The 20,564-nt window shown below is 62.8% G+C and carries 15 protein-coding genes; 4 read left to right on the forward strand and 11 right to left on the reverse strand.

Annotation, left to right across the window (positions count from 1 at the left end; all coding sequences use genetic code 11):
• The 4 genes from ORL50_RS22040 to ORL50_RS22055 form a co-directional block, all read left to right on the forward strand.
• The coding region (locus ORL50_RS22040) for a hypothetical protein (protein WP_266018013.1) at positions 1 to 288 on the forward strand (288 nt) is incomplete at its 5' end.
• 55 nt (positions 289 to 343) lie between these two features.
• Positions 344 to 1,633: an NAD(P)/FAD-dependent oxidoreductase gene (locus ORL50_RS22045; protein WP_266018015.1), complete on the forward strand. Its 1,290-nt coding sequence runs from the start codon at positions 344 to 346 to the stop codon at positions 1,631 to 1,633.
• Positions 1,634 to 1,658: 25 nt separating this feature from the next.
• The gene (locus ORL50_RS22050; RefSeq protein ID WP_266018017.1) at positions 1,659 to 2,213 is read left to right on the forward strand and encodes a helix-turn-helix domain-containing protein; all 555 of its coding nucleotides are present in this window, start codon (positions 1,659 to 1,661) and stop codon (positions 2,211 to 2,213) included.
• A gap of 22 nt (positions 2,214 to 2,235) precedes the next feature.
• A complete protein-coding gene (locus ORL50_RS22055) occupies positions 2,236 to 3,582 on the forward strand; it encodes a glutamine synthetase family protein (RefSeq protein WP_266018019.1) in 1,347 nt (448 codons plus the stop codon).
• Between the two features lie 281 nt (positions 3,583 to 3,863).
• Here the strand turns inward: ORL50_RS22055 and ORL50_RS22060 are convergent, their stop codons facing one another.
• The 11 genes from ORL50_RS22060 to ORL50_RS22110 form a co-directional block, all read right to left on the reverse strand.
• Positions 3,864 to 4,658, reverse strand: coding sequence for an ABC transporter ATP-binding protein (locus tag ORL50_RS22060; protein WP_266018021.1), 795 nt, complete (start codon positions 4,656 to 4,658; stop codon positions 3,864 to 3,866).
• A 12-nt stretch (positions 4,659 to 4,670) separates the two neighbouring features.
• The gene (locus ORL50_RS22065) at positions 4,671 to 5,432 is read right to left on the reverse strand and encodes an ABC transporter permease (protein WP_266018023.1); all 762 of its coding nucleotides are present in this window, start codon (positions 5,430 to 5,432) and stop codon (positions 4,671 to 4,673) included.
• Positions 5,433 to 5,441: 9 nt separating this feature from the next.
• Positions 5,442 to 6,203, reverse strand: a complete 762-nt coding sequence (locus ORL50_RS22070; protein WP_266018024.1) for an ABC transporter permease — start codon at positions 6,201 to 6,203, stop codon at positions 5,442 to 5,444.
• A gap of 228 nt (positions 6,204 to 6,431) precedes the next feature.
• On the reverse strand, positions 6,432 to 8,894 hold the full coding sequence (locus tag ORL50_RS22075) for a TonB-dependent receptor plug domain-containing protein (protein WP_266018026.1): 2,463 nt from the start codon (positions 8,892 to 8,894) through the stop codon (positions 6,432 to 6,434).
• A gap of 136 nt (positions 8,895 to 9,030) precedes the next feature.
• Complete coding sequence (locus ORL50_RS22080) at positions 9,031 to 11,301, reverse strand: TonB-dependent receptor (protein WP_266018028.1); 2,271 nt, start codon at positions 11,299 to 11,301, stop codon at positions 9,031 to 9,033.
• 274 nt (positions 11,302 to 11,575) lie between these two features.
• The gene (locus ORL50_RS22085; protein ID WP_266018030.1) at positions 11,576 to 12,634 is read right to left on the reverse strand and encodes an ABC transporter substrate-binding protein; all 1,059 of its coding nucleotides are present in this window, start codon (positions 12,632 to 12,634) and stop codon (positions 11,576 to 11,578) included.
• Positions 12,635 to 12,670: 36 nt separating this feature from the next.
• Complete coding sequence (locus ORL50_RS22090) at positions 12,671 to 13,723, reverse strand: ABC transporter substrate-binding protein (protein ID WP_266018031.1); 1,053 nt, start codon at positions 13,721 to 13,723, stop codon at positions 12,671 to 12,673.
• Positions 13,724 to 13,743: 20 nt separating this feature from the next.
• A complete protein-coding gene (locus ORL50_RS22095; RefSeq protein ID WP_266018033.1) occupies positions 13,744 to 14,904 on the reverse strand; it encodes an LLM class flavin-dependent oxidoreductase in 1,161 nt (386 codons plus the stop codon).
• Positions 14,905 to 15,208: 304 nt separating this feature from the next.
• Positions 15,209 to 17,077 carry an ABC transporter ATP-binding protein gene (locus ORL50_RS22100; protein WP_266018035.1) on the reverse strand — a complete coding sequence of 623 codons (1,869 nt, stop codon included), beginning with the start codon at positions 17,075 to 17,077 and terminating at the stop codon, positions 15,209 to 15,211.
• Complete coding sequence (locus tag ORL50_RS22105) at positions 17,070 to 18,851, reverse strand: ABC transporter ATP-binding protein (RefSeq protein ID WP_266018037.1); 1,782 nt, start codon at positions 18,849 to 18,851, stop codon at positions 17,070 to 17,072. Before ORL50_RS22105 ends, ORL50_RS22100 begins: the two co-directional genes overlap by 8 nt.
• A 62-nt stretch (positions 18,852 to 18,913) precedes the next feature.
• The gene (locus tag ORL50_RS22110; protein WP_266018039.1) at positions 18,914 to 20,182 is read right to left on the reverse strand and encodes an acyl-CoA dehydrogenase family protein; all 1,269 of its coding nucleotides are present in this window, start codon (positions 20,180 to 20,182) and stop codon (positions 18,914 to 18,916) included.
• Between the last annotated feature and the right edge of the window lie 382 nt (positions 20,183 to 20,564).

A 20,564-nucleotide genomic window follows, 5' to 3' on the forward strand; every position in this document is an offset into this window, starting at 1 on the left:
ATCGCCATCGCCGGCAAGCCGGGCTCCTACGGACTTGCGCCGAACCCAAATCCCGCGTACCCCCCGGCCCCTGTAGGAGCCTGGCTTGCCAGCGATGGCGTCCACCAGATCGCCATCGCCGGCAAGCCGGACTCCTACGGATTCGAGCCAATCCCAAATCCCGCATACACCCCGGCCCCTGTAGGAGCCTGGCTTGCCAGCGATGACGTCCACCAGATCGCCATCGCCAGCAAGCCGGGCTCCTACGGGCCCGAGCTGCGCCAAACCATCCCGTGCTTGCCTGTATGAAATAACTTGTGTAAATTTTCATGAAATTTAAATAATAAAATTTCATGAGGCCCGCATGTTTCACCAGTCCCCCCAGCACATCCCCAGTTATTACGCCCACACCTGCGCTGACCGGTTGGTGGACCGCGACCCGCTTGTGGGCGAGCAGGACACCGAGGTGCTGATCATCGGGGCGGGGTTCAGCGGGTTGCACACGGCCCTGCGCCTGGCGCTCGCCGGCAAGCGCGTAACCTTGCTGGAAGCCAGTCGGGTGGCGTGGGCGGCGTCCGGGCGCAATGGCGGGCAGGCCATTCTTGGCTGGTCTTGCGACATGCCGCCGCTGGAGGCCGCGCTGGGTCATGAGCGTGCGCGGCGGCTGTGGGACAGCATGCGCTGGGCGGCAAGGGAGCTGCGTGATCTGCCCGGTCGGCATTACTTCGACTGCGATTACCGCCCCGGTCACCTCTGGACCTCAGTGATGCCGCGACGGGTCAGCCTGCTCACGGAGTGGCAGCACGAGGCCAGCCATAAATGGGGCCACGACGCCTTGCAGTTTATTCCCCGGGCGGAGTTACCCAGCTGGGTGGCGAGTGATCGTTATCAGGCCGGGCTGTTCGACCCCGAAGGTGGGCACCTCAACCCGTTGAAACTCGCACTTGGCCTGGCCGCTGCCATCGAGCGGGCTGGCGGACGTATCCATGAACAGAGCAAGGCGCTCAATTATCGCCAGGAGCGCGACGGGTATGTGGTCACCACCGAGCGCGGACGCATTCGTGCCGATGTACTGGTGCTGGCGTGCAATGCCTACCTTGATCAGCTGGATCCGCAGCTGTCGAGTTGCGTGCTGCCGGTCGGCACCTATCAGGTGGCAACCGCGCCGCTGGCAGAGCAGCAGGCCATCGCACTGCTGCCGCGCAATGTGTGCGTGACCGACAATCAATTCGTCCTCGATTACTTTCGCCGCACGCCCGACCACCGCCTGCTGTTTGGCGGCGGCTGCACGTACCTGGGCGGCATGCCCAAGGATATTGCCGCCGCGACCCGACCGTTCCTGGAGCGAGTCTTTCCCCAGCTCAGGGGAGTCGAACTGGAGTTTGCCTGGGGCGGGCACATCGATCTGACCCTCAAGCGCACGCCCGACATCGGTCGCCGTGGCGATCTCTACTGGCTGCAGGGCTACTCCGGCCACGGGGTGCTGCCGACACTGGCGGGCGCCCGCGCGGTTGCCGACGCGATACTCGGCCAGCCCGACGACCTGGCGCTGTACCAGGGCCTGATCAACGAGCGTTTCCCCGGCGGCAAATACCTGGCCGCACCGCTGGAAGCCGTGGGCAAGGCCTGGTATCGCCTGCGCGACAGCCTGTGAACCGCACCATTTCCGGAGTTTGCTGATGGACATGCAAGAAGAGATATCGGCGCTGGCAATCCTGATCCAGGACCTGCGCAAACACAAAAAATACACGCTCAAGGAGCTGGCGGACAAAATCGGCCGCTCGGTGGGTTTCCTCTCCCAGGTCGAGCGCGGTTTGTCCCGGCCAACGGTGGCAGACCTGACAGCCATCAGCGAAACCCTCGGCGTGCCCACCACCTATTTCTACAGCCTGCCCAAACCCATGGCGCTGCCTTGGGTCACTCGCCCGGACGAGCGCCGCACCCTGTACTACGCCGATGGCATTACCGACATCCTGGTCTCGCCAAAAATGCGCGCTTCGTTCTCGATGCTCGAAAGCCGGCTGGAGCCGGGGGCGAGCAGCGGCGACCGGCACATGAACGACAGCTCGGAGCAGGGCGGTTATGTGCTCGAAGGCGAGCTGACGTTATGGCTCGATGACGCCCAGCCCGTGACGTTGCGCACCGGCGACAGCTTTCAACTGGCCAGTCACACCCACTGCCGCTACGGCAATCTGGGCGACGTGCTTACCCGCGTGCTCTGGGTCTACACCTGATAAAACAACAAGGAACACAATGATGGATGCTGTGTGCTCTGATCTGCTTGCTGAAGTCCGTGCGTTTCGGCAGCGTTTTCCCGACGTGCGTTATGTCGACTTGATCGCCCTGGATATCCCCGGGCACTTCTATGGCAAGCGCTACCCGATCGAGATGCTCGAAAAGGTCGCGGCCGGAAGCGTCCTTAAGCTGCCGCAGAACTGCGTGCTGTTGGGCACCCAGGGGGGCCTGTTCAAGATCGGCGACTACTGCTTCAACGACGGTGATCCGGATGCCGCTCGCCGGCTGGTGCCTGGAACGCTGAAGCTGGTGAACTGGGAAAAACAACCGCTGGGGCAGATGCTGATCACCTCGGACGGCACCGCCAAGCCCATCGAATTCGAGCCGCGTGAGGTCCTGGCGCAAGTGCTGCAACGGCTCAAGGGCAAAGGCATTTTTCCGGTAGTGGCCTTCGAACTGGAGTTCTATCTGTTCGATCGCCAACTGCGCGACGGCCTGCCGCAGTTTGCCCGCGACCCGCTCAGCGACGATGCCGATGATCAGCCGAACATGCACATCGAGCGCCTGTCGCGGTTTTCCACGGTGCTGGACGACATGGTCGAGACTGCACGGGAACAAGGTATCGAAACCACCGTGATCACGGCCGAGTTGGGACCTGGCCAGTTCGAGATCAACTTCGGTCATCTCGATGACGGCCTGCGCGCTGCCGACTGGGCTGCCCTGTTCTGTCGCAGCACCCGGGGTGTAGCGCTCAAGCACAACTACCGCGCCAGCTTCATGGCCAAACCCTATGTGCAGCATCCCGGCAGCGGCATGCATGTGCACGTCAGCCTTTACGATGAGGCCGGCAACAACCTGCTCGCAGCCCATGACCAGCAACCCTTGCGCCATGCAGTCGCCGGCTGCCTGGAAGTCTTGCCGCACTGCATGCCGATCTTCGCCCCGAACCACAACGCCATGCGCCGCCTCAGTGGCACGGTCAACACGGCCACCCACGCCAGCTGGGGTTATGAAGACCGCGACGCGTGCCTGCGCGTGCCGGATTCGGATGCCAGGAACTTGCGGGTTGAACATCGCCTGGCCGGCGCCGATGCCAATCCGTACCTGGTGCTGGCGGCGATTCTGGTGGGGATGGAGCAGGGCCTGGAGGCTGGCCGTGAACCGATCGCGCCGCTGAACGAAGATCGCAGCAGTGGCATCGATTTCCCCACGCAAATGCTCGAAGCCGTGCAGGCCATGCAAGGTCACGCAACCTTGCGCGAAGGCTTGGGAGCGGAGTTTGTGGATGTTTACTGTGAGAACAAGCGCCAGGATCATTTGGCATTCATGAACGAAATCAGCGCGCGGGAATATCGCTGGTTCATGTAGGGCATCCTTAAAAAACATGTGGATATATAAGGGCTTAGAAACCTTAGTAACTTTATGGTTAATTAAAACATCTTGTTACAGTGGGAAATATTAAGTAATATTCGTCCCGCGTTCACCACCACGGTTTATGCATTTTTAAGTCCCAGGCGTCCATCAGCTGCCTGGGATTTTTTTTTGCCCGGGATTTAATCCGTCCGGTCAGCGGATTTGAAATACAGGCGATTGGCGGCGTATCAGTTACACCGCAGCGGCCCGATCGCCAGCAAGCGGGCTCCTACTGATCAATGCCCCACCAGCTCTTCCAGCAACTGTTCCTTATACCCCTGCAATACCCTTGAAGCCCGGTCCCGGGGATGTGCCAGGTCGACTTTGATCTCATGCTTGATCCGCCCAGGATGAGCGTCCATGACAATCACCCGGTCGCCCAGGTACAGCGCTTCCTCGATGTCGTGGGTGACCATGATGACCGTGCACCGCTGTTGCACCCAGATGCGCTGCAACTCGTGCTGCAGGCGCACCCGCGTCAGGGCATCCAGGGCGCCGAGGGGTTCGTCGAGCAACAGCACCTTGGGTTTGTTGATCAGTGCCCGGGCGATTGCTGCGCGTTGCGCCATGCCGCCGGACAGCTGGTGCGGGTAGGCATTTTCAAAGCCTTCGAGGTTGACCAAGGCAATGTGCTCGGCCACCAGCCGGTGTTTTTCCGCCGGCGACAGGGGATGGTTCTTCAGCGCCAGGGCAATGTTCTGGCTCAGGGTCATCCAGGGGAACAGTCGGTGGTCCTGGAACACGATCCCGCGTTCCAGGCTGGTGCCGACCACGCGTTTGCCATCCAGCAGGATCTCGCCTTGATAGTCAGCCTCCAGCCCGACAATCAGCCGCAGCAATGTCGATTTCCCGCAACCGCTGGCGCCGACGATGCTGACGAATTCGCCGGGACGCACGTCGAGATTGATCTGCTGCAACACCGGCAGGGGGTGCCCTTCAATCCGGTAGGCCTTGCTCAGACCGCGGATCTGCAGGGCCCCGGTGTGCAGTGGGGTGCTGTGGGGAACAGCGTGTTGGGCGAATGCATTCATGGGTATCGGCCTTCAGCGAGTGTTGCGCCAGCGCAGCAAATGGCGGCTCAGGAGAGTGAATAGCAGGGTCATCAAGTAGCCGCAGAGGCCGATGCACAGCACGCTGAGGACGATGACTTCCATGCGTGAACCGGCCTCGGCGTTCATCATCAGGTTGCCCAGGCCTGCGCCGGAAGACAGGAACAATTCGCTGCCCACTGCCGTGACCCAGGCAAATGCCAGGGCATGCAACACGCCGGTGGCAATGCTCGGCAGTGCCGCCGGCAGCAGCACATGGCGCAAGCGTTGCCAGCGAGTCAGCACCAGCACCTGGCCGACCTCGCGATAGCGTTGCTCGACATGGCTGAAGCCCTGGTACGTGTTGAGCACCATCGGATAAAACGCCGCGAGACTGACGATCAGCACCTTGGAAAATTCACCGTTGCCGAACCACATCGCGATCAGCGGAATCCAGCCGAGCATCGGCACCTGGCGTATGGAATGAAACAGCGGGCCAATCAAGCGATTGGCCAGCGCCGACTGGGCCATCAACACGCCCAGCAGCACACCGAAGAACATGCCCAGGGCCAAGCCAGTGCTGGTGCGCGCGAGGCTGGCCCAGAGGTTCACCAGCAGTTCGCCGTTGGCCAGCATTTCGACGAGCGCCGAGCCGATTTGCGCCAATGGCACGAAGGCGTAGGCGCCAGCCGCACCCTGGCGCGACAGGTACTCCCAGGCGCCGAGCAACAGGAGTGGCAACAACAGGCCACGGGCTTTGCCAGGTAATCGAGACATCAGTGGCTCCTAGCGGGTCTGCCAGCGAAACAGCCGCTGTTCAAGTTGGCGAAAGGTGAAGTCCAGGGCGAAACCGATGATGCCGGTGACCACGATGCCGACCATCACCACATCGATGCGCAGCATCTGCCGGCTCATTTCGATCATCTGTCCCAGGCCACTGTCGGCGGCGAGCAATTCAGTCGCCACCAGCACTACCCAGGCACGAGTCAGGCTGATGCGGAACCCGGTGATGATCGGCGGCGCGGCGGCGGGCAGGGCGATCTCGCGAACGAAAGTCGGCCAGCGCAGGCGATAGACGTCGGCCACTTCGAAGTAGCTGCGGGGAATCGCCTTGACACCTTCGCTGGCGGCCAGGGCCACGGGGAAGAAGGCGGTCTTGGCAACGATGATGATCTTGAAGGTTTCGTCGATGCCAAACAGCAGCACAAACATCGGAATCAGGGCGATGCTGGGGATCTGGCGCAGGGTGTGGAACAGCGGTGCGCAGTAGACCTCGACGGTCTTCGACAGCGCCATCAGCACGCCGAAGGCGAGGCCTGCCAGCGATCCGATGCCAAATCCCAACCCCAGCCGGGACAGGCTGTTAAGCAGGTGATCAAGCAGTTCGCCGCTGGCGGACAGCTCTTCGAACGCCTGCCACACCTGGGCAGGTGGGACTAGCAAGTTGCGTGGGAAAATCCCGGCCTCGGCCACCGCCGCCCAGAGCAATAACAGGGCAGCGGGGGAGATGAGCCAGGTCAGGCAGTACAGCAGGCGTTGGGTGCGCATGGCGGTTCTTATTTCGGCGAAGTACCTGGGGGGTATCGCAAGAGGTGTGCCAGTGTCGTGGGATTGCGCTGTTGCGTTTGACGCCATCGCCGGCAAGCCAGGCTCCTACAGGTTTTGCGCGATCCCTGTGGGGGCTGGCTTGCCAGCGATTGCGTCAGCCAAGGCCGCGGCCATTGGTGCCCCATCAACACCCCATTGCTGCCCCAGCAACACTCCAGCAGCAGTCCCTCAGAACTCGTAGCTGACGCTGGTGTAGTAGAACGCTCCCTGCGCGCCTTCCGGACTGGTGATCGAATACTTCGGCACGCCATACAACTGCGCGCCTTCGGCCTTGTCCGGGTGGGTATCGAACAGATTGATCGCGCCTACCGACAGCTTCAGCGTCTTGTCGAAGGTGTACGACACATCCAGGTCGGTCACCCACTGCGGGCTGTAGATCTGGTCCAGGTTCGGGTTGCTGGCGTTGAGGCTTTTCCATTCACCGTAACGACGCTGGGCCACGGTCACTCCCCACTCCTCAAACAACCAGTTGGCACTCAGCACCAGCTTGGTTTCGGGCGTGCCGTCCTCGATCAAGCCCTGGGTGGTGCGCCCGACTATCTGTGCGCCCCTGATGCTGCCGACATCGCGCAACCCGGTGATTTTCGTATTGTTCTGGCTCAGCCCGCTGCTCAGGTTCAGGCGTCCCCATTGCTGCAGGTCGAGCTGGTAGTTGCCGGTCAGTTCGATCCCGTCGGTGCGGGTGTCGGCGACGTTGGTGTAGAACGCGGCGCTCTGGATATTCGCGTAGGGGGTGCCGGCGAAGATCGGCGAGACCACCGCGGCCGGCAGTTGGTCGGACAGGGTGATGCGGTTGTCGATGTCGATCCGGTAGGCATCCAGGGTCACCGAGGCATTGGGCAGTGGGCGCCAGACCAGGCCGAGGGAATAGCTGGTGGATTCTTCCGGTTTCAGCGAGGTGCCGCCCAGCAGTGCCGCTTCCGGGCTGTCGGCGCGCAGGGTGCGTTGCTGCACTTCGACGTAATTGCCACTGCCCGGAGGCTGCTCGACCACCTGCACGCTGAACGAAGACAAACCGCTCTGGACCAGCGATGGCGCGCGGTAGCCGGTGCTGGCGGTGGCCCGGGCAGCGATCTGCGGGGTGAAATCATAGCGCAGGGACAGCTTGCCGTTGGTGGTGTCGCCAAAGTCGGAGTAGTGCTCGGTGCGCACCGCGACGCCGGCCTGGAACTTCTCGGTGACCTGGCCTTCGACGTCGACATAGGCGCCCAGTACGTTGCGGTCCAGCGATGCCGCATCGACCTGGGTGATGCCCGAGTAGTACCCGGGAATACGCCGCCCGGTGAACGGGTCGACTGTGTTGAACAATGGCCCGTTCTGCCAGCCAGCGGCTTCGCCGGCGCTCAGTTGGTAGTTTTCCCGCCGCCAGGCCAGGCCGGCGGAGAGGGTCAGGGGTTTGTACAGCAGGTCGGTGGGGAGATCCCGGACCCAATCGAGGGTGACGTTGGTCTGGTCGGCCTCGCGCTTGCCGGTGTAGATGTTCTGCGGGCTGTTGAAGCCCCAGCTCGGGTTGATGGCGTTGCGGTCGTCAGACTCCAGGGTGTTGTTGCCATGGTTGACGGCGAAATCGAACTTGCCCAGTTGCTCGTCTTCGTAGCGCAGGCCGCCGGTCAGGGCATAGTCTTCCAGGGAGTAGCGAGTGACCGGCAGGCGTCCGTCCGGAAAGCGTTGCAACGCGGTGCTGCTGTAGTTGTTGCGCAGCGTCGTGGGCGGATCGAAAAAGCCCTCGGCGTCAGTGTTCTTGTGGGAGTAGGTGGCAAAACCGTAGGCCGTGAGTCCTTCGCCGATGCCGATTTCACTGTTGGCGGCAAAGTTGTACTGGTCCGAGACATTACCCGAGCCCCAGCGCCAGGTACGGTAGCGGTTGTCCTGCTCGCGTGGGGTATTGATGCTGGTGGAGCCGGGATAGAAAATCCGGTTATCCGGGTTGGTGTCGCTGGCCGGGTCCTGGCTGCCGGCGTCGAAACTCAAGGTGAGGAAGCCGTCGTTGGGCAGGGTGAAACCTTTCCAGCCGCTGAGCTTGCGCTGCAGCCCATCGCCCTTGTCGTAGCCGCCGAAGCGATAACCTAGATTGCCGCCTGTGTCCTGTTCCTTGAGCACGATGTTGATCACCCCGGCGATGGCGTCGGAGCCATATTGGGCCGCCGCGCCGTCGCGCAGAATCTCGACTCGCTGGATCGCGCTCAGGGGGATCAGGCTGAGGTCGACAGCGGCGGCGCCACGGCCATTGACCAGGCTTTGCCGGGTGACGTTGGCGCTGGTGTGACGACGCTTGCCGTTGACCAGCACCAGTACCTGGTCCGACGCCAGGCCGCGCAAGGATGCGCCTTGGGCGATGGACCCGGCGAACGCGCCCTGGGGCGCTTGCGGGTAGGAGAATGACGGCGACAGTGCGGTCAAGGCGCCGGACAGATCGCTGGCGCCGGTCTGTTGCAGCTGCTCGCCAGACAGTACGTCGATCGGCGCGGCACTTTCGAGCGCCGTCACATCACTGCGACGGGTGCCGAGCACCACCACCGTATCCAGGTGTTCATCGGCGGCGGTGGGCCTGGATTCGGCAGCCATCACGGGCACGGCAAAGCTGCCACTGGCCAGGGCGATAGCCGCGGCCAACAGGGTTCGTTGGAACATGCAGGAATTCCTTCTGAAAAAACGCGGCCCTCGTAGGAGCCCGGCTTGCCGGCGATGGCGGTCTTCAAGGCGGTGCATGGTTCAAGACCGATCGCCAGCAAGCAGGCTCCTGCAGGGGGTGTTGTATGCCGTGAGGTCAGAACCGGCTCGTGACGCTCAATCCGACCGTGCGCGGGTCGCCGTAGGTGATGACGTACTGGCCCAGGGTGCCGTTCGGGCGGCCATGCACCTGATAGCGGCGATCGGTCAGGTTGTTGACGAAGCCGGTGACGCTGAGTTTTTCATCCGGGCTGAACCACGTCAGGCGAGTGTTCGCCAGGGTGTAGTGCGGCTGGCTGAGGGTCTTGTCGGCGCTGCTCTGGCGATCGGCGAGGAAATATTCCTTGTCGCGATAACTCACGTCGCCCCCGGCCACCAGCTTGCCGCCGATCTCCAGCGGGAAGGTGTAGTCGGCGCCCAGGGACACCACGTTGCGCGGTGAGCGCACAAAGCTGTTGCCACTGTAGTCACCGGTTACCGCCCCGGTATTGGGGTTGGTGTTCTTGAAGTCGGTGTATTCGGTGTCGAGGAACGACACCGCCGCCCGCAAGTGCAGGTAGTCAGTCGGCTGGGCTTCGAGCTCGAGTTCCGCGCCCTTGACCGTGCCCTTGGCACCGTTGGTCAACGCCGTGGTCAGGACGCCGTTGTTGACCGTCAGCAGGTTCACCTGAATGTCCGAATAGTCGTAGTAGAAAATGTTCGCGTTGGCCGTCAGGCGATGATCGAACCACTCGGACTTGAGCCCGATCTCGTAGGCGTCGAGCTGTTCCGGATCGACCGTGGTCAACTGCGCCAGGCTGGTGGAAAGCCCGGTGTTGAAACCGCCGGAGCGGAAGCCATGGGCATACCGAAAGAACACCCGCACGTTGTCATTGATCCGGTACTCCGGCGTCAGGTCGTAGGTCCAGGCTTCCCAGGTCTTGTCTTCCTGGCGATTGCCATTGGTGCCCGCACCGCCCAGCGGCACCAGCGGACCGTTGGCGGTGATGCGCGTCAGTTGGGTCAGGTCGAGATCGATGTCTTTCTTTTCCTGGGTCCAGCGCAAGCCACCGGTGACGGTGAAGTTGTCGGTGAAATCGTAGGTCAGGTTGCCAAACAGCGCATAACTGTCGGTGGTGTGATCGAAGTTCAGGTCGCGGAAATCGGTCACCCCGCCGATCTGGTTCGAACCGGTGCCATTGGGTGTCGGGCCGGGGGTGATGATGCGCTGGGCGGAACTGTCGAGGTCCTCATGGAAATAGTGCGCGCCTGCCAGCCAGCGCAAGGTTTCCTGCTGGGGCGAGGCCAGGCGGAATTCCTGGGAGTACTGCGAGTATTTGTTGTCGGAAATTGCTGCGCCGTTGACCTCGTAAGGCGTGTAGTCGGCGTCACTGGTGGATTGCCCGCGGATGTAGTCGTAGGCGCTGATCGAGGTCAGGGTGTAGTCGCCCAGGTTCCAGTTGAACGTCAGCGAGGTGCCGTCGTGATTGAGCTTGGCATCTTCGTCGACGTTGAGTGCAGTGTCACGTCCGTTGGGCCGCTGATAACCGACGTTGTAATAACGCCCGACCGCCAGCGAACCGTTGCTGCCATCGCCTTTGTACTCGCGGCTGTGCACCTTGAGCAGGGCCTCCAGGTCCGGGTTCAACTGGGCGAGGAACTGCAGGCGCACGGCTTTTTTGTTGACGTCGCCGTAGGTGTGATCATCGACCAGATTCTTCTGGAAGCCGTCACGTTCCTCGGAATACAGCGCCACCCGTGCCGCGAGTTTCTCGTCGACCAGGGCACCGCCCAAAGCGCCACTGACGATCCGTTCGTTCTTGGTGCCGACGCCGAGCGTGCCATAACCATCGGTATCGAACGTCGGCTTCTTGGAGATCACGTTGACCGCGCCGGCGGTGGTGTTCTTGCCGTACAGCGTGCCTTGCGGGCCGCGCAGAATTTCAATGCGCTCCAGGTCAAACAGCGGTCCGCCACCGGCGATTGGAGCGTTGAGGTAGACGTCGTCGGCGTAGATGCCCACCGGGAACACCGTCGCGGCGCCCGTGTCACCGGTGCCCAGGCCGCGGATGTACCAGCGCGGGCGGCCATCGCCATCGGGATTTTTTGCCGACGCGTTCGGCACGAATGTGGTGATGTCGCCCATGTTGCGCACGCCATCGACGACGAGGTTGGTGCCCTGTACCGCCGACACCGCTACCGGAACCTCTTGCAGGGTTTCTTCCCGGTGTTGCGCCGTCACGGTCACGGTCTTCAACGACGGCTCCGTGGCGCTCTGGTTGCTGTCGACTGGCACTGCTTCTGCGGCCAGCAATCCCTGGCTTGCCCCACCCCCGGCCAACAGCAAGGATAACCAGATACCTTTGGTGATTGGATTAAGTTTATGCATTTGAATCTCCCCCGATAAAGTTTCACTAAGAGGGATAGAGCAGAGATCGTGCCAAGTGGATTTTTGGTTTTGTTAGTTTTATTAAGACATTGATAAACAAAGGTATTGTGCTGTTTATAAGTTCTATTTAACTGTGATCCTTAAGCGCGGCGTTAGTTGGATCCACAGCCTGTCGATAATTCAGCAGTTAGTTGCTTGAGAGGTGTTGCTGGAGCAGCAGGGGGTAGTTTTTCATGTAGGAGCGAGCTCGCTCCTACAAGGGCACGCTGATGCATCAAACCGCCAGGCGCGAAGTCGAACCAATCACCTCTTCCAGCACGCTGAACTCGATCCACTCACGCACATCGAACCGGCGCGGAATGAAATCCCAGCGGTGCAGGAAGTCGGTGAAATCCTGCAGTGCCTCGATCGAGCGCGCATCCAGCGTAGTGCGCAAACGTCGATGCGCATCTTCTCCATACGCCGCTGCAACCCAGTACTCGCTGGTATTGAGTTCTCGCGCCAGGAAGCGTCGTGTTTCCTCCGGGTTGGCCCAGGCCCATTGCTCGGTACGCAGCACGGTATCGACGATTTTCACGCTGGCATCGAAATGCTCGTGCAGCAGGTGCGTGTCGACAGTCAGCGTGCGCGGGGTGCCGTTGTTGGAGCGAATCAGCGGGTCAGGGTGCGAGCCGGTATCGACCACCACCTGCAAACCGAATTCATTGGCCAGGTGCACCGCGTGCGCACCCTTGAGGAAAATCGCATCGATGTCGCCGCGCAGCAGACCGATCAGCTCGTTGTTGCGCTTGCTGAACCGGGTGACGCCCAGGCTGACCTCGGAGCCGAATACGTGTTGCTTCTGATCGTCGCTGTAGGTACCGCCGTAGGGGTAGTCCACCAGCTCGACATCGGCCACTTCCAGGCCTTCGAGTTTGAGTGCGTTTTCCAGCCCGCGCAGGGCCTGGGCGCGGGTGAAATCGATTTGCACATTGGCCCATTTCGGCAGGCCGAAGCGGCGGTTCTTCAAGTCGCGAATGCTCTTCACACCGCTTTCGGCAGTGGTCAGGATCAACTGCACCTCATCGCTCCAGGACAATCCCAGCACCCGGGTTTGCACGCCACTGGCGTAGGCCCAGATGGCCGGGATGTTGCCGCCGTGGCGTACCGAGTTTTTCAGGTGATGGTCGTAATGGGCTTCGCGAACTTCGCGTTCACTGGACTCGCGCAACGACTGGATGTTGGTGCCGAACGGCGCAAAGGCTTGCGCCAGCCGCCCGGACTGCACAGCGATGCCAAGCCCGGTAGGCACCGGGCTGTGGGTGTACCAGAGCGTATCAAGTGGTTTGGTCATAGTGATCTTCAGTTCCAATCCATGAAAGCTGGCGGGTTAGCCTGCCAGTGCGGTGGGGGTTTCCATCAGTGCTTGCAGCGGCCGTGGATCAATCCATTGGCGCACGTCGAAACTGGTCGGGATGAAGCGCCAGCGATGCAGGAAGTGGGTGAAGTCCTGCAAGGCGACGATGGCCTGCTCGTCGAGTTCGGTGCGCAGGCGCAAGTGCGCGTCGTCGCCGTAGGCAGCCCCCACCCAGTACTCGCTGCTGTTGGTTTCCCGGGCAAGATAGCGACGGGCTTCGTCCGGGTGAGCGTGAGCCCACTGTTCGGCGCGCAGCACCGAATCCAGGATGCCGGTGGCGACATCGAAATGCTGATCCAGCAGATTGAGATCCACGGCCAGCGTGCGCGGGGTGCCGTTGTTGCTGCGAATCAAGGGTTCCGGGTGCGAGCCGGTATCGATCACCGTGTGCAGGCCGAACTCATGGGCCTGGCGGGCGGCACTCGCGCCTTTGAGAAAGATCGCATCGACTTCGCCGCGCAGCAGCCCCAGCAGTTCCAGGTTGCGCCCCTCGACCCTCTGGGCACTCACCGGAGTGCCGTTGACTGTCTGCACCTGAGGGTCACTGAAGGTGCCGTCGTAGCGGAAGTTCACCAGTTGCACGTCGCCGACTTGCAGGGCCTCCAGTTTCAACGCGTTTTCCAGGCCGCGCAGGGCCTGGGCGCGGGTGAAATCGATCTGCGCGCCGGCCCAGTCCGGCAGCCCGAAACGCCGGCCCTTGAGGTCCTTGACGGTCTTGATGCCGCTGTCGGCGCGGGTCAGGATCAACTGCACCTCATCGGCCCAGGACAGGCCGATGACTCGGGTTTCCCGGCCCTGTGCGCGGGCCCAGATCGCCGGAATATTGCCGCCATGGCGCACCGAGTTGCGCAAGGTATGGTCGAAGTGCGATTCGCGCACGGCCTTGTCGCTGGACTCGCGCAGTGATTTCACTTCGGTGCCAAGGGCGCCGAGAGTGTCTTGCAGCCAGCCTTTTTGCACGGCGATGCCGAGCCCGGTGGGAACGGGGCAGCGGGTGTACCAGAGGGTGTCGAGTGGGTGGCTCATGAGCAGTTCTCCGGCAGCGCTCAGGCGCTGGCCTTCAGGTGAGGTTGAGGAGTGGCGAGCGCGCGTTGGTGCACCAGCGGCAGCACTTCCTGGCCGATGCGCAGGGCTTCCTCAAGGTGCGGATTGCCGGCGAGGATGAACGTCGAGAAGCCTGCATCGCGGTACTCGCAGAGGCGTTCGGCGATGTTCTGGTGGCTGCCGACCAGGCCCACGGTCGGTCCGGGTTTGGCCTTGGCGAAACCGGCCCACAGGTTGGGGCCAATGATCAGGTCATCGAAGCGGTCGACGTTCTGGTGGTAGGCCGTCTGCCTCGCACCACCGACCGAGTCGGAGCCGCTGGTGAAGCCCTTGGCAACCACGCTGCTCTTGCCTTCGAGCTTATCGAACTGGCGCCGCAGATCTTTCCAGGCCTGCTCTTCGGTCTCGCGGGCGAACAGGTCGACGCGCAAGCCGAATCGCACGCTGCGTCCTTGCTTGTCTGCCAGTTCACGGACTCGCTCGATGTGCGGCTTGAGCTTGTCGATCGGCTCGGCCCAGTTCAGGTAAACGTCGGCATGTTTGGCGGCGACACCCAGCGCGGCATCGGAAAATCCGGAGAAGTACACGCCGGGTTTGCGCTCGTTTTGCAGGCCAGGGGGCAGGGCGCCGTTCTCCAGTTGATAGATATCGCCATCGTAGGAGAAGCGTTCGTTCTGCCACAGGCCCTGGATGATGTCGAGGAACTCGCCGGTGCGCTTGTAGCGCAGGTCATGTTCGAGGAAATCGCCATTGGCGCGCTGGCTGGCGGGGTTACCGCCGGTGATGATGTTCCACTCCAGGCGTCCGCGACTGAGGTTTTGCAGAATGGCGGCCTGTTGCGCCGCGTAGGCGGGCAGGGTCCAGGTGGCCTGGAACGCGATCAGGAACTTGATCCGCCGGGTTTCCCGCGCCAGGGCGGCGGCAGCGATCCACGGCTCCGGGCCGGTGGGCAGCAAGGCGCCTTCGAAACCGGCGAGTTCGGCGGCCTTGGCGACCTGGGCGATGTAGTCGATGTAGGTGAAATCGTCCGGCTCGCCGTTAGGCAAGCGCCCAGGGGCGATGTTGCCGGGGCGATACTGCGGGTTGCCGCGGTTATGGTTGTCGGTGGTCAGCTGCGGACCGTCGGTGCCCAGCGGCAGACGCCAGAAAAATTCAGTGCTCATGGGATGCTCCTGATTCAAGTACGCGTTGCGCCGCGCTGATGCGAGGACGCCTTGGCAGGGGTGGTTGCAACGGACATGCCATGCTCGGTGACGTGGGTTGCGGACAGCGGGCGCGGGTGTTTGGTCGGCGGTGGGCAGGGCTGGGCCGCAGGGGGTGCTGCTGTAGCAGCAGTGGGTCAGCAGTGGTTGTTCGGGGTGCAGCAGGGAGGGTGTAGCGATTTGCAGATCGCCATCGCCAGCAAGCAGGCTCCTGCGGGTTGGGCGTGGCCTGCAGGAGCCGGGTTGCTGGCGATGGCGGTGCTGATCAGGCCGGTGCGGTGGCGACGATGTCGTCGATTGATGCACCTGCTTCGGCGCTGCGCAGGTAGGTCTGGTACAACGCCGCGTACGCTCCACCCTGGGCGATCAACTGGCGGTGTGGTCCCTGTTCGACCAGGCGACCATGGCGAATGACCGCAATGCGATCGGCATCTCGAATGGTTGCCAGGCGGTGGGCGATGATGATCGCGGTGCGGCCCTCGCACAGCCGGCGAAAGGCTCGCTGGATGCGCCGTTCGGTGTGGATGTCGACAGCCGAGGTGGCTTCGTCCAGCACCAGCACAGCCGGGTCGGCGAGGTAGGCGCGCACCAGGCACACCAACTGGCGCTGGCCATGGCTCAAGTGCCCGCCCAGTGGCCCGACTTCGGTCTGGTACTGGCGCGGCAGGCGCTCCAGTACCTCGTCCGCTCCCAGCTCCCGCGCCGCTGCGATCAGCCGCGCGTCGTCGGCTTGCGGAGCGGCCAGGCGCAGGTTGTCGAGGATGCTGCCGCTGAACAACACATTGTCCTGCAGCACCACGCCGACATTGCGCCGCAGTTCGTGCTGGGTGAGGTGGCGCACATCAATGCCGTCGAGCTTGACCGCCCCCGACTGCACCTCGTAGAACCGCGTGAGCAACTGCACCAGGGTGCTTTTGCCATGACCCGAGGGGCCGACTATCGCCACCACTTCACCGGCGGCAATCTGCAGGTCGAGGTCATTGATTACCGGGGTAGTGCTGCTGGCATCGTAGGCAAATCGCACCTGCTCGAAGCTCACTGCACCGCGGGCCTTGCCCAGGTGTTGCGGGGTGGAGGTGTCGTTGATCTGTGGTTGCGTGTCGAGCAGCAGGAAGATCCGTTGCGCCGAGGCCGAGCCGGTGGCGTAACGCTCGAACAGGTCGGAGAGTTCCTGCAGCGGTCCGAGAAACAGGAACACGTAGAACAGGCTCTCCGCGACCTGGCCTACCGTCACCTGCTCTTGCGCCAGGCCATAGCCCCCCACCAGCAACAACAGCGCCATGCCGGCAGAACTCAGCAGCGCAGTGAATGGCGCAAACCAGCTGGAGCGCAGGCTGCCGCGAATCAGCGCCTGGTTGAAATCCTCCAGCAGGCCACGATAACGCCGCAGATTCGGTGCTTGTTGCACGCATTGCTGCAACATTCGCGCACCGCTGACGCTCTCCACCAGATGGGCGGTGAATCGACTGCGATTTTCCGCGACTTTGGCCCAGTTGCGCTGGGAAATGCGCTTGAAACTCCAGGTCGCCAGCACCAGCAGCGGTACGGTGGCCGCCAGGCTGAGAAAGAATCGCGGGTCGATGCGCCATAACATCACCGCCGCCAACCCACAGCGCAGCAGCGCGCCCAGCAATTCCGGCGGGCCCTGGATCAGCAATGGTTCAAGGGCGTCGACGTCGCGGTCGGCGCGGGAAATGATGCGCCCGGCCTTGGTCCGGTCGAAGTAGCCGACACTCAGGCTCTGCACATGGGCAAACACCCGCACGCGCAACTCGTTGAGTACGCGGATCGCCGCGCTGCCGGCGATGAACTGCGAGACGCCCGCCAGCAGGAAGCGCCCCAGCCAACTGGCGGCCAGGCCCAGGCCGAGCCACAGCACCAGGCGCTCGTCCAGCAGCCAGTGATCGTGCTGCTGGATCAGCCCGCGGTCGAGCAACTCGCGCACGAACCACGGTCGCAGGAACACCGTAAACACCAGCAGTATCTCGATGCCGATGACCCCGAAGATAGGCCGGCGGATCGGTCGCAACAGTGGCAACAGCCGGCTGAACATGCTGCGGTCGAGGGCCTTCCTGGCAAGCACTTCTTCAATTTCAATATCGCTCAAGGCCTTGCCGGCGATTGGGTTAGCCATGGTCGATCCCCAGCAGGTCGCGGTAGTCCGGATTGGTGGTGAGTAACTCTTCGTGACGGCCACTGGCGCTGATTTTGCCGTCCTGCAGCATCAGCACGCGGTCTGCCAGGAGGATGGTCGAGAGCTTGCTGGAGATCACCAGCAGTGTGGTGGCCCGGCCCTGGTCGCGACGCAATTGGCGAATGTTGCCCAGCACCTGGCGTTCGCTGATGGCGTCGAGGGCGCTGGTGGCATCGTCCAGGCACAGAATGTCCGGCTCGCCGAGCAGTGCGCGCGCCAGGCTCAAGCGCTGGCGTTGCCCGCCGGACAGCGTCACGCCGCGATCGCCCAGGGGTGTGGCCAGGCCTTGCGGCAGGCGTTCCAGTACGTCCTCGGCAGCGGCCAGGCGCAATCCCTGGCGCAGCTGGTCATCGCTGGCGTGGGGGGCGGTCAGTCGCAGATTGGCCGCCAGGGTGTCGGAAAACAGAAAACTTTCCTGCGGCACCACGTGTACCCGGCGCCGCAGTTGCTCCAGGTTGACCTGGCGAATGTCATGCCAGCCGGCGCTGTCCGAACCGATCAGCACGCGTCCGCTACTGACGTCGCTGAGGCGTGGCAATAAGCTCGCCAGCAGGCTTTTGCCGGTGCCGGTAGCGCCGACGAGGGCGACAATTTCGCCGGGCTGCACGCTCAGCGAACAGTCGCGCAAAATGTCCAGGCCACCGCCGGGAGCACTGACGCTGACCCGTTCCAGTTTCAGCCCCAGCGGCGTGTCGGGGAGGCTGGCGCTGCCGCTGCGGATCGCCGCCGGTTCGTCGAGCAATTGCCAGATGCGCTCGGCGCTGGAGCGCGCATCGGCGAATGTCTGCATCACGCGGCCGATGCCTTCGATGCGAAATACCAGGGTGGTGGCAATCAGCAGCGAGGTCACCAGTTCACCGATGCCCAGCTGCGCGTTTGCCACCAGGTGCGCCCCGTACACCAGAATCCACACGTGTCCCAGCGCGACCACCGCCTGGGGCAGGGGAATCCGCGAACTGGAGTAGGCGAGGGCCTGGCGGGCATGCTCGGCGAACACGCCCACCTGCTCGGCGAAGCGCTGGATGCGGCTGTGCTCCAGGCCAAAGGATTTGATTACCCGCACGCCACCGATGCCTTCGCTGAGGTCCTGATTGACCCGGTCATAGGCTTCACCCACGGCGCGGTCGAGGCTGACCAGGCGATCGGTCTGACGCACGAATATCCACAGGCCGAACACCGTCAGCAATAGCGGCACCGCACCCAGCAGCGGGTTGTACCAGCTCAGCAGGCCAACGGTGGCCAGGACCACCAGCGGAGTTTCCACCACCTGGCGCCAGAAGCTGATCAGCGCATCGCGCACCTTGTCGGCATCGCGAGTAGTGCGGGTGATCATTTCGCCCATGCCGTGCTGCCAGTGATAACCCAGGTGCAGGGTTTGCACCTGCTGCAGAATTCGTTCGCGCAGGCGGGTCAGCAGTTCCTGGCTGAGCACCAGCGACAACACGCTGGCGGCGTATTGCAACACGCCCCGGCCCAGGGCCACGGCCAGCATCAGCCACAGCCAGGACCAGCCCAGGCTGGCGTCGAGACTGCCGTCGGCGTGGCGAACCACCGCGCGGCCGGCGCTGACGTCGTTGACCGCGTGGCCGATCAGCCATTGCTGCCAGACCAGTCCGAGGTTCACCGCGATGTACAACGCCGCCACGAGGGCGAAGCGCCAGGGCATCTCCCGGTAGATCGCCAGGCTGCGCAAGAGAGGGTGTTTTTCGATCATGAAAAAGCTCTGTGTGGTGTGCGCGGCAAGCCGCGCCGGATATTTCCAGGGGTATTTGCGGATCACCGAACCTCGGTGGTCGCACCCTGTTTTTCCTTGGCATTGAGGATCGCCGTGTACTCGCCCGGGTCCACTGCGTTGAGGTAGAAATTGCCCACGTGGTGCAGACGCCAGCGAATCGGATCGTGGGTGGTATGCACCCTCGCATTGCGCCAGAAGCGGTCCAGGTTCCATTTGCTCAACGACGAGCTGGCGCCGAGCAGGGAGAAAATATCGCTGGAGATCTTCAGTGAAGCCGCGTCGGAGTGAGCGCGGGCGGTGGCCACCGACAGGATCAGCTCGTCCTGCAAGGCTTTGTTGTCGGGGTCCAGTTCATGCTGGTCGAACACCCGGGCGGCGTCGCGCAGCAACGACTGGGCGCCACGCAGGGCCACGGCGTATTCACCAATCTGCTTGATGATGTGCGGCTCCTGATTGGCCTGGTCGACGCCGCTTTCCACCCATGGGCGGGCGTGGTGATTGAGATAGTCCACCGCCGCAGACAGTGCGCCTTCGGCAATGCCGGTGTCGATCGCCGCGTGGAGGATCTGCGGGAAGGTCAATCCGGTGCGTTTCATCGGCCCTTTGCGCTGGGAGACAAAACCTTCATCGAGTTCGATGTTGTCGAAAATCACCGTACCGCTGACCGAATTTTTCTGGCCGAACGCTTCCCAGTCGTCCACCAGCGTCAGGCCCGGTGTATTGCGATTGAGCAGCACCCCGGCGCCGCCGTCATCACTGGCAGCGGTCAGGGAGATCCACTCGGCCAGGTACGAACCGGTGGAGTAGAACTTGCTGCCATTGAGGATCAGCTTGCCGTCGGCGCGGCGTTCGACCCGGGTCTTGAGGGCGAATTTGTTCTTGCCGCCCACCTCCGCCAAGGCATTGCCAAAGCGTTTGCCGGCCAGCACGTCGCGAACCAGGCGGTCGCGAATTGCGTCAGGGTAGCCGCTGAAGATCCCTCGCAGCATCACGTTATGAATTTGCAGCAGTTGCCCGACACCGCCGTCGGCCACCGAAATCAGGCGCACGGTTTCCACAATGGTTTCCACCGACGCACCAAGTCCGCCAAATGCCTTGGGTACGCCAATGGCGGTCAAGCCACTTTCCGATAGCAGTTGCGCCTGACGCCGTGGCAGCTGGCCGTTCTGACTGGCGTCGGCGGCGATTTCCGCGATTTCCAGGGCGACTTCCCTGGCCACCGCAATGGCTTGGGCTTCGCTGTCCAACAGGCGGATTGGCGCCTGCTCTTGAATGAGTTGTCCGGCGGGATCGTGTTCAACTTTGCTCATTGTTATACCTCTGATAATTGGTTTGTTGAGTCGCGGGCGCCATCGCTGGCAAGCCAGCTCCTACAAAAGCTGCGTAATTCCCTGTAGGAGCCGGCTTGCCGGCGATGGCGTCAGAAAGATCGATGCAAGGCTCAAGGGCGCCATCGCTGGCAAGCCAGCTCCTACAAGGGCAGGCGTTATCAGGCCTTGAGCAAGTTCTGCGCCAAACGCCCGAACGCCCACTGCGCGGGGGGCAGCGGGCGGTGGGTGTTGCTGCAGCAGCACCCTCGGCGAGGCGACTGCTCGGCCAGCAGCAGTCACCGCGCAATTGTTGCTGGCAGGCCAGCAATCAGCGCCTGGCGGGGCTTCGGTGGCAGGCGCAACCCCGCGCAAACCGGGCTTT

It is taken from the genome of Pseudomonas sp. RIT-562, from assembly GCF_026241895.1.
Classification (GTDB): domain Bacteria; phylum Pseudomonadota; class Gammaproteobacteria; order Pseudomonadales; family Pseudomonadaceae; genus Aquipseudomonas; species Aquipseudomonas mandelii_F.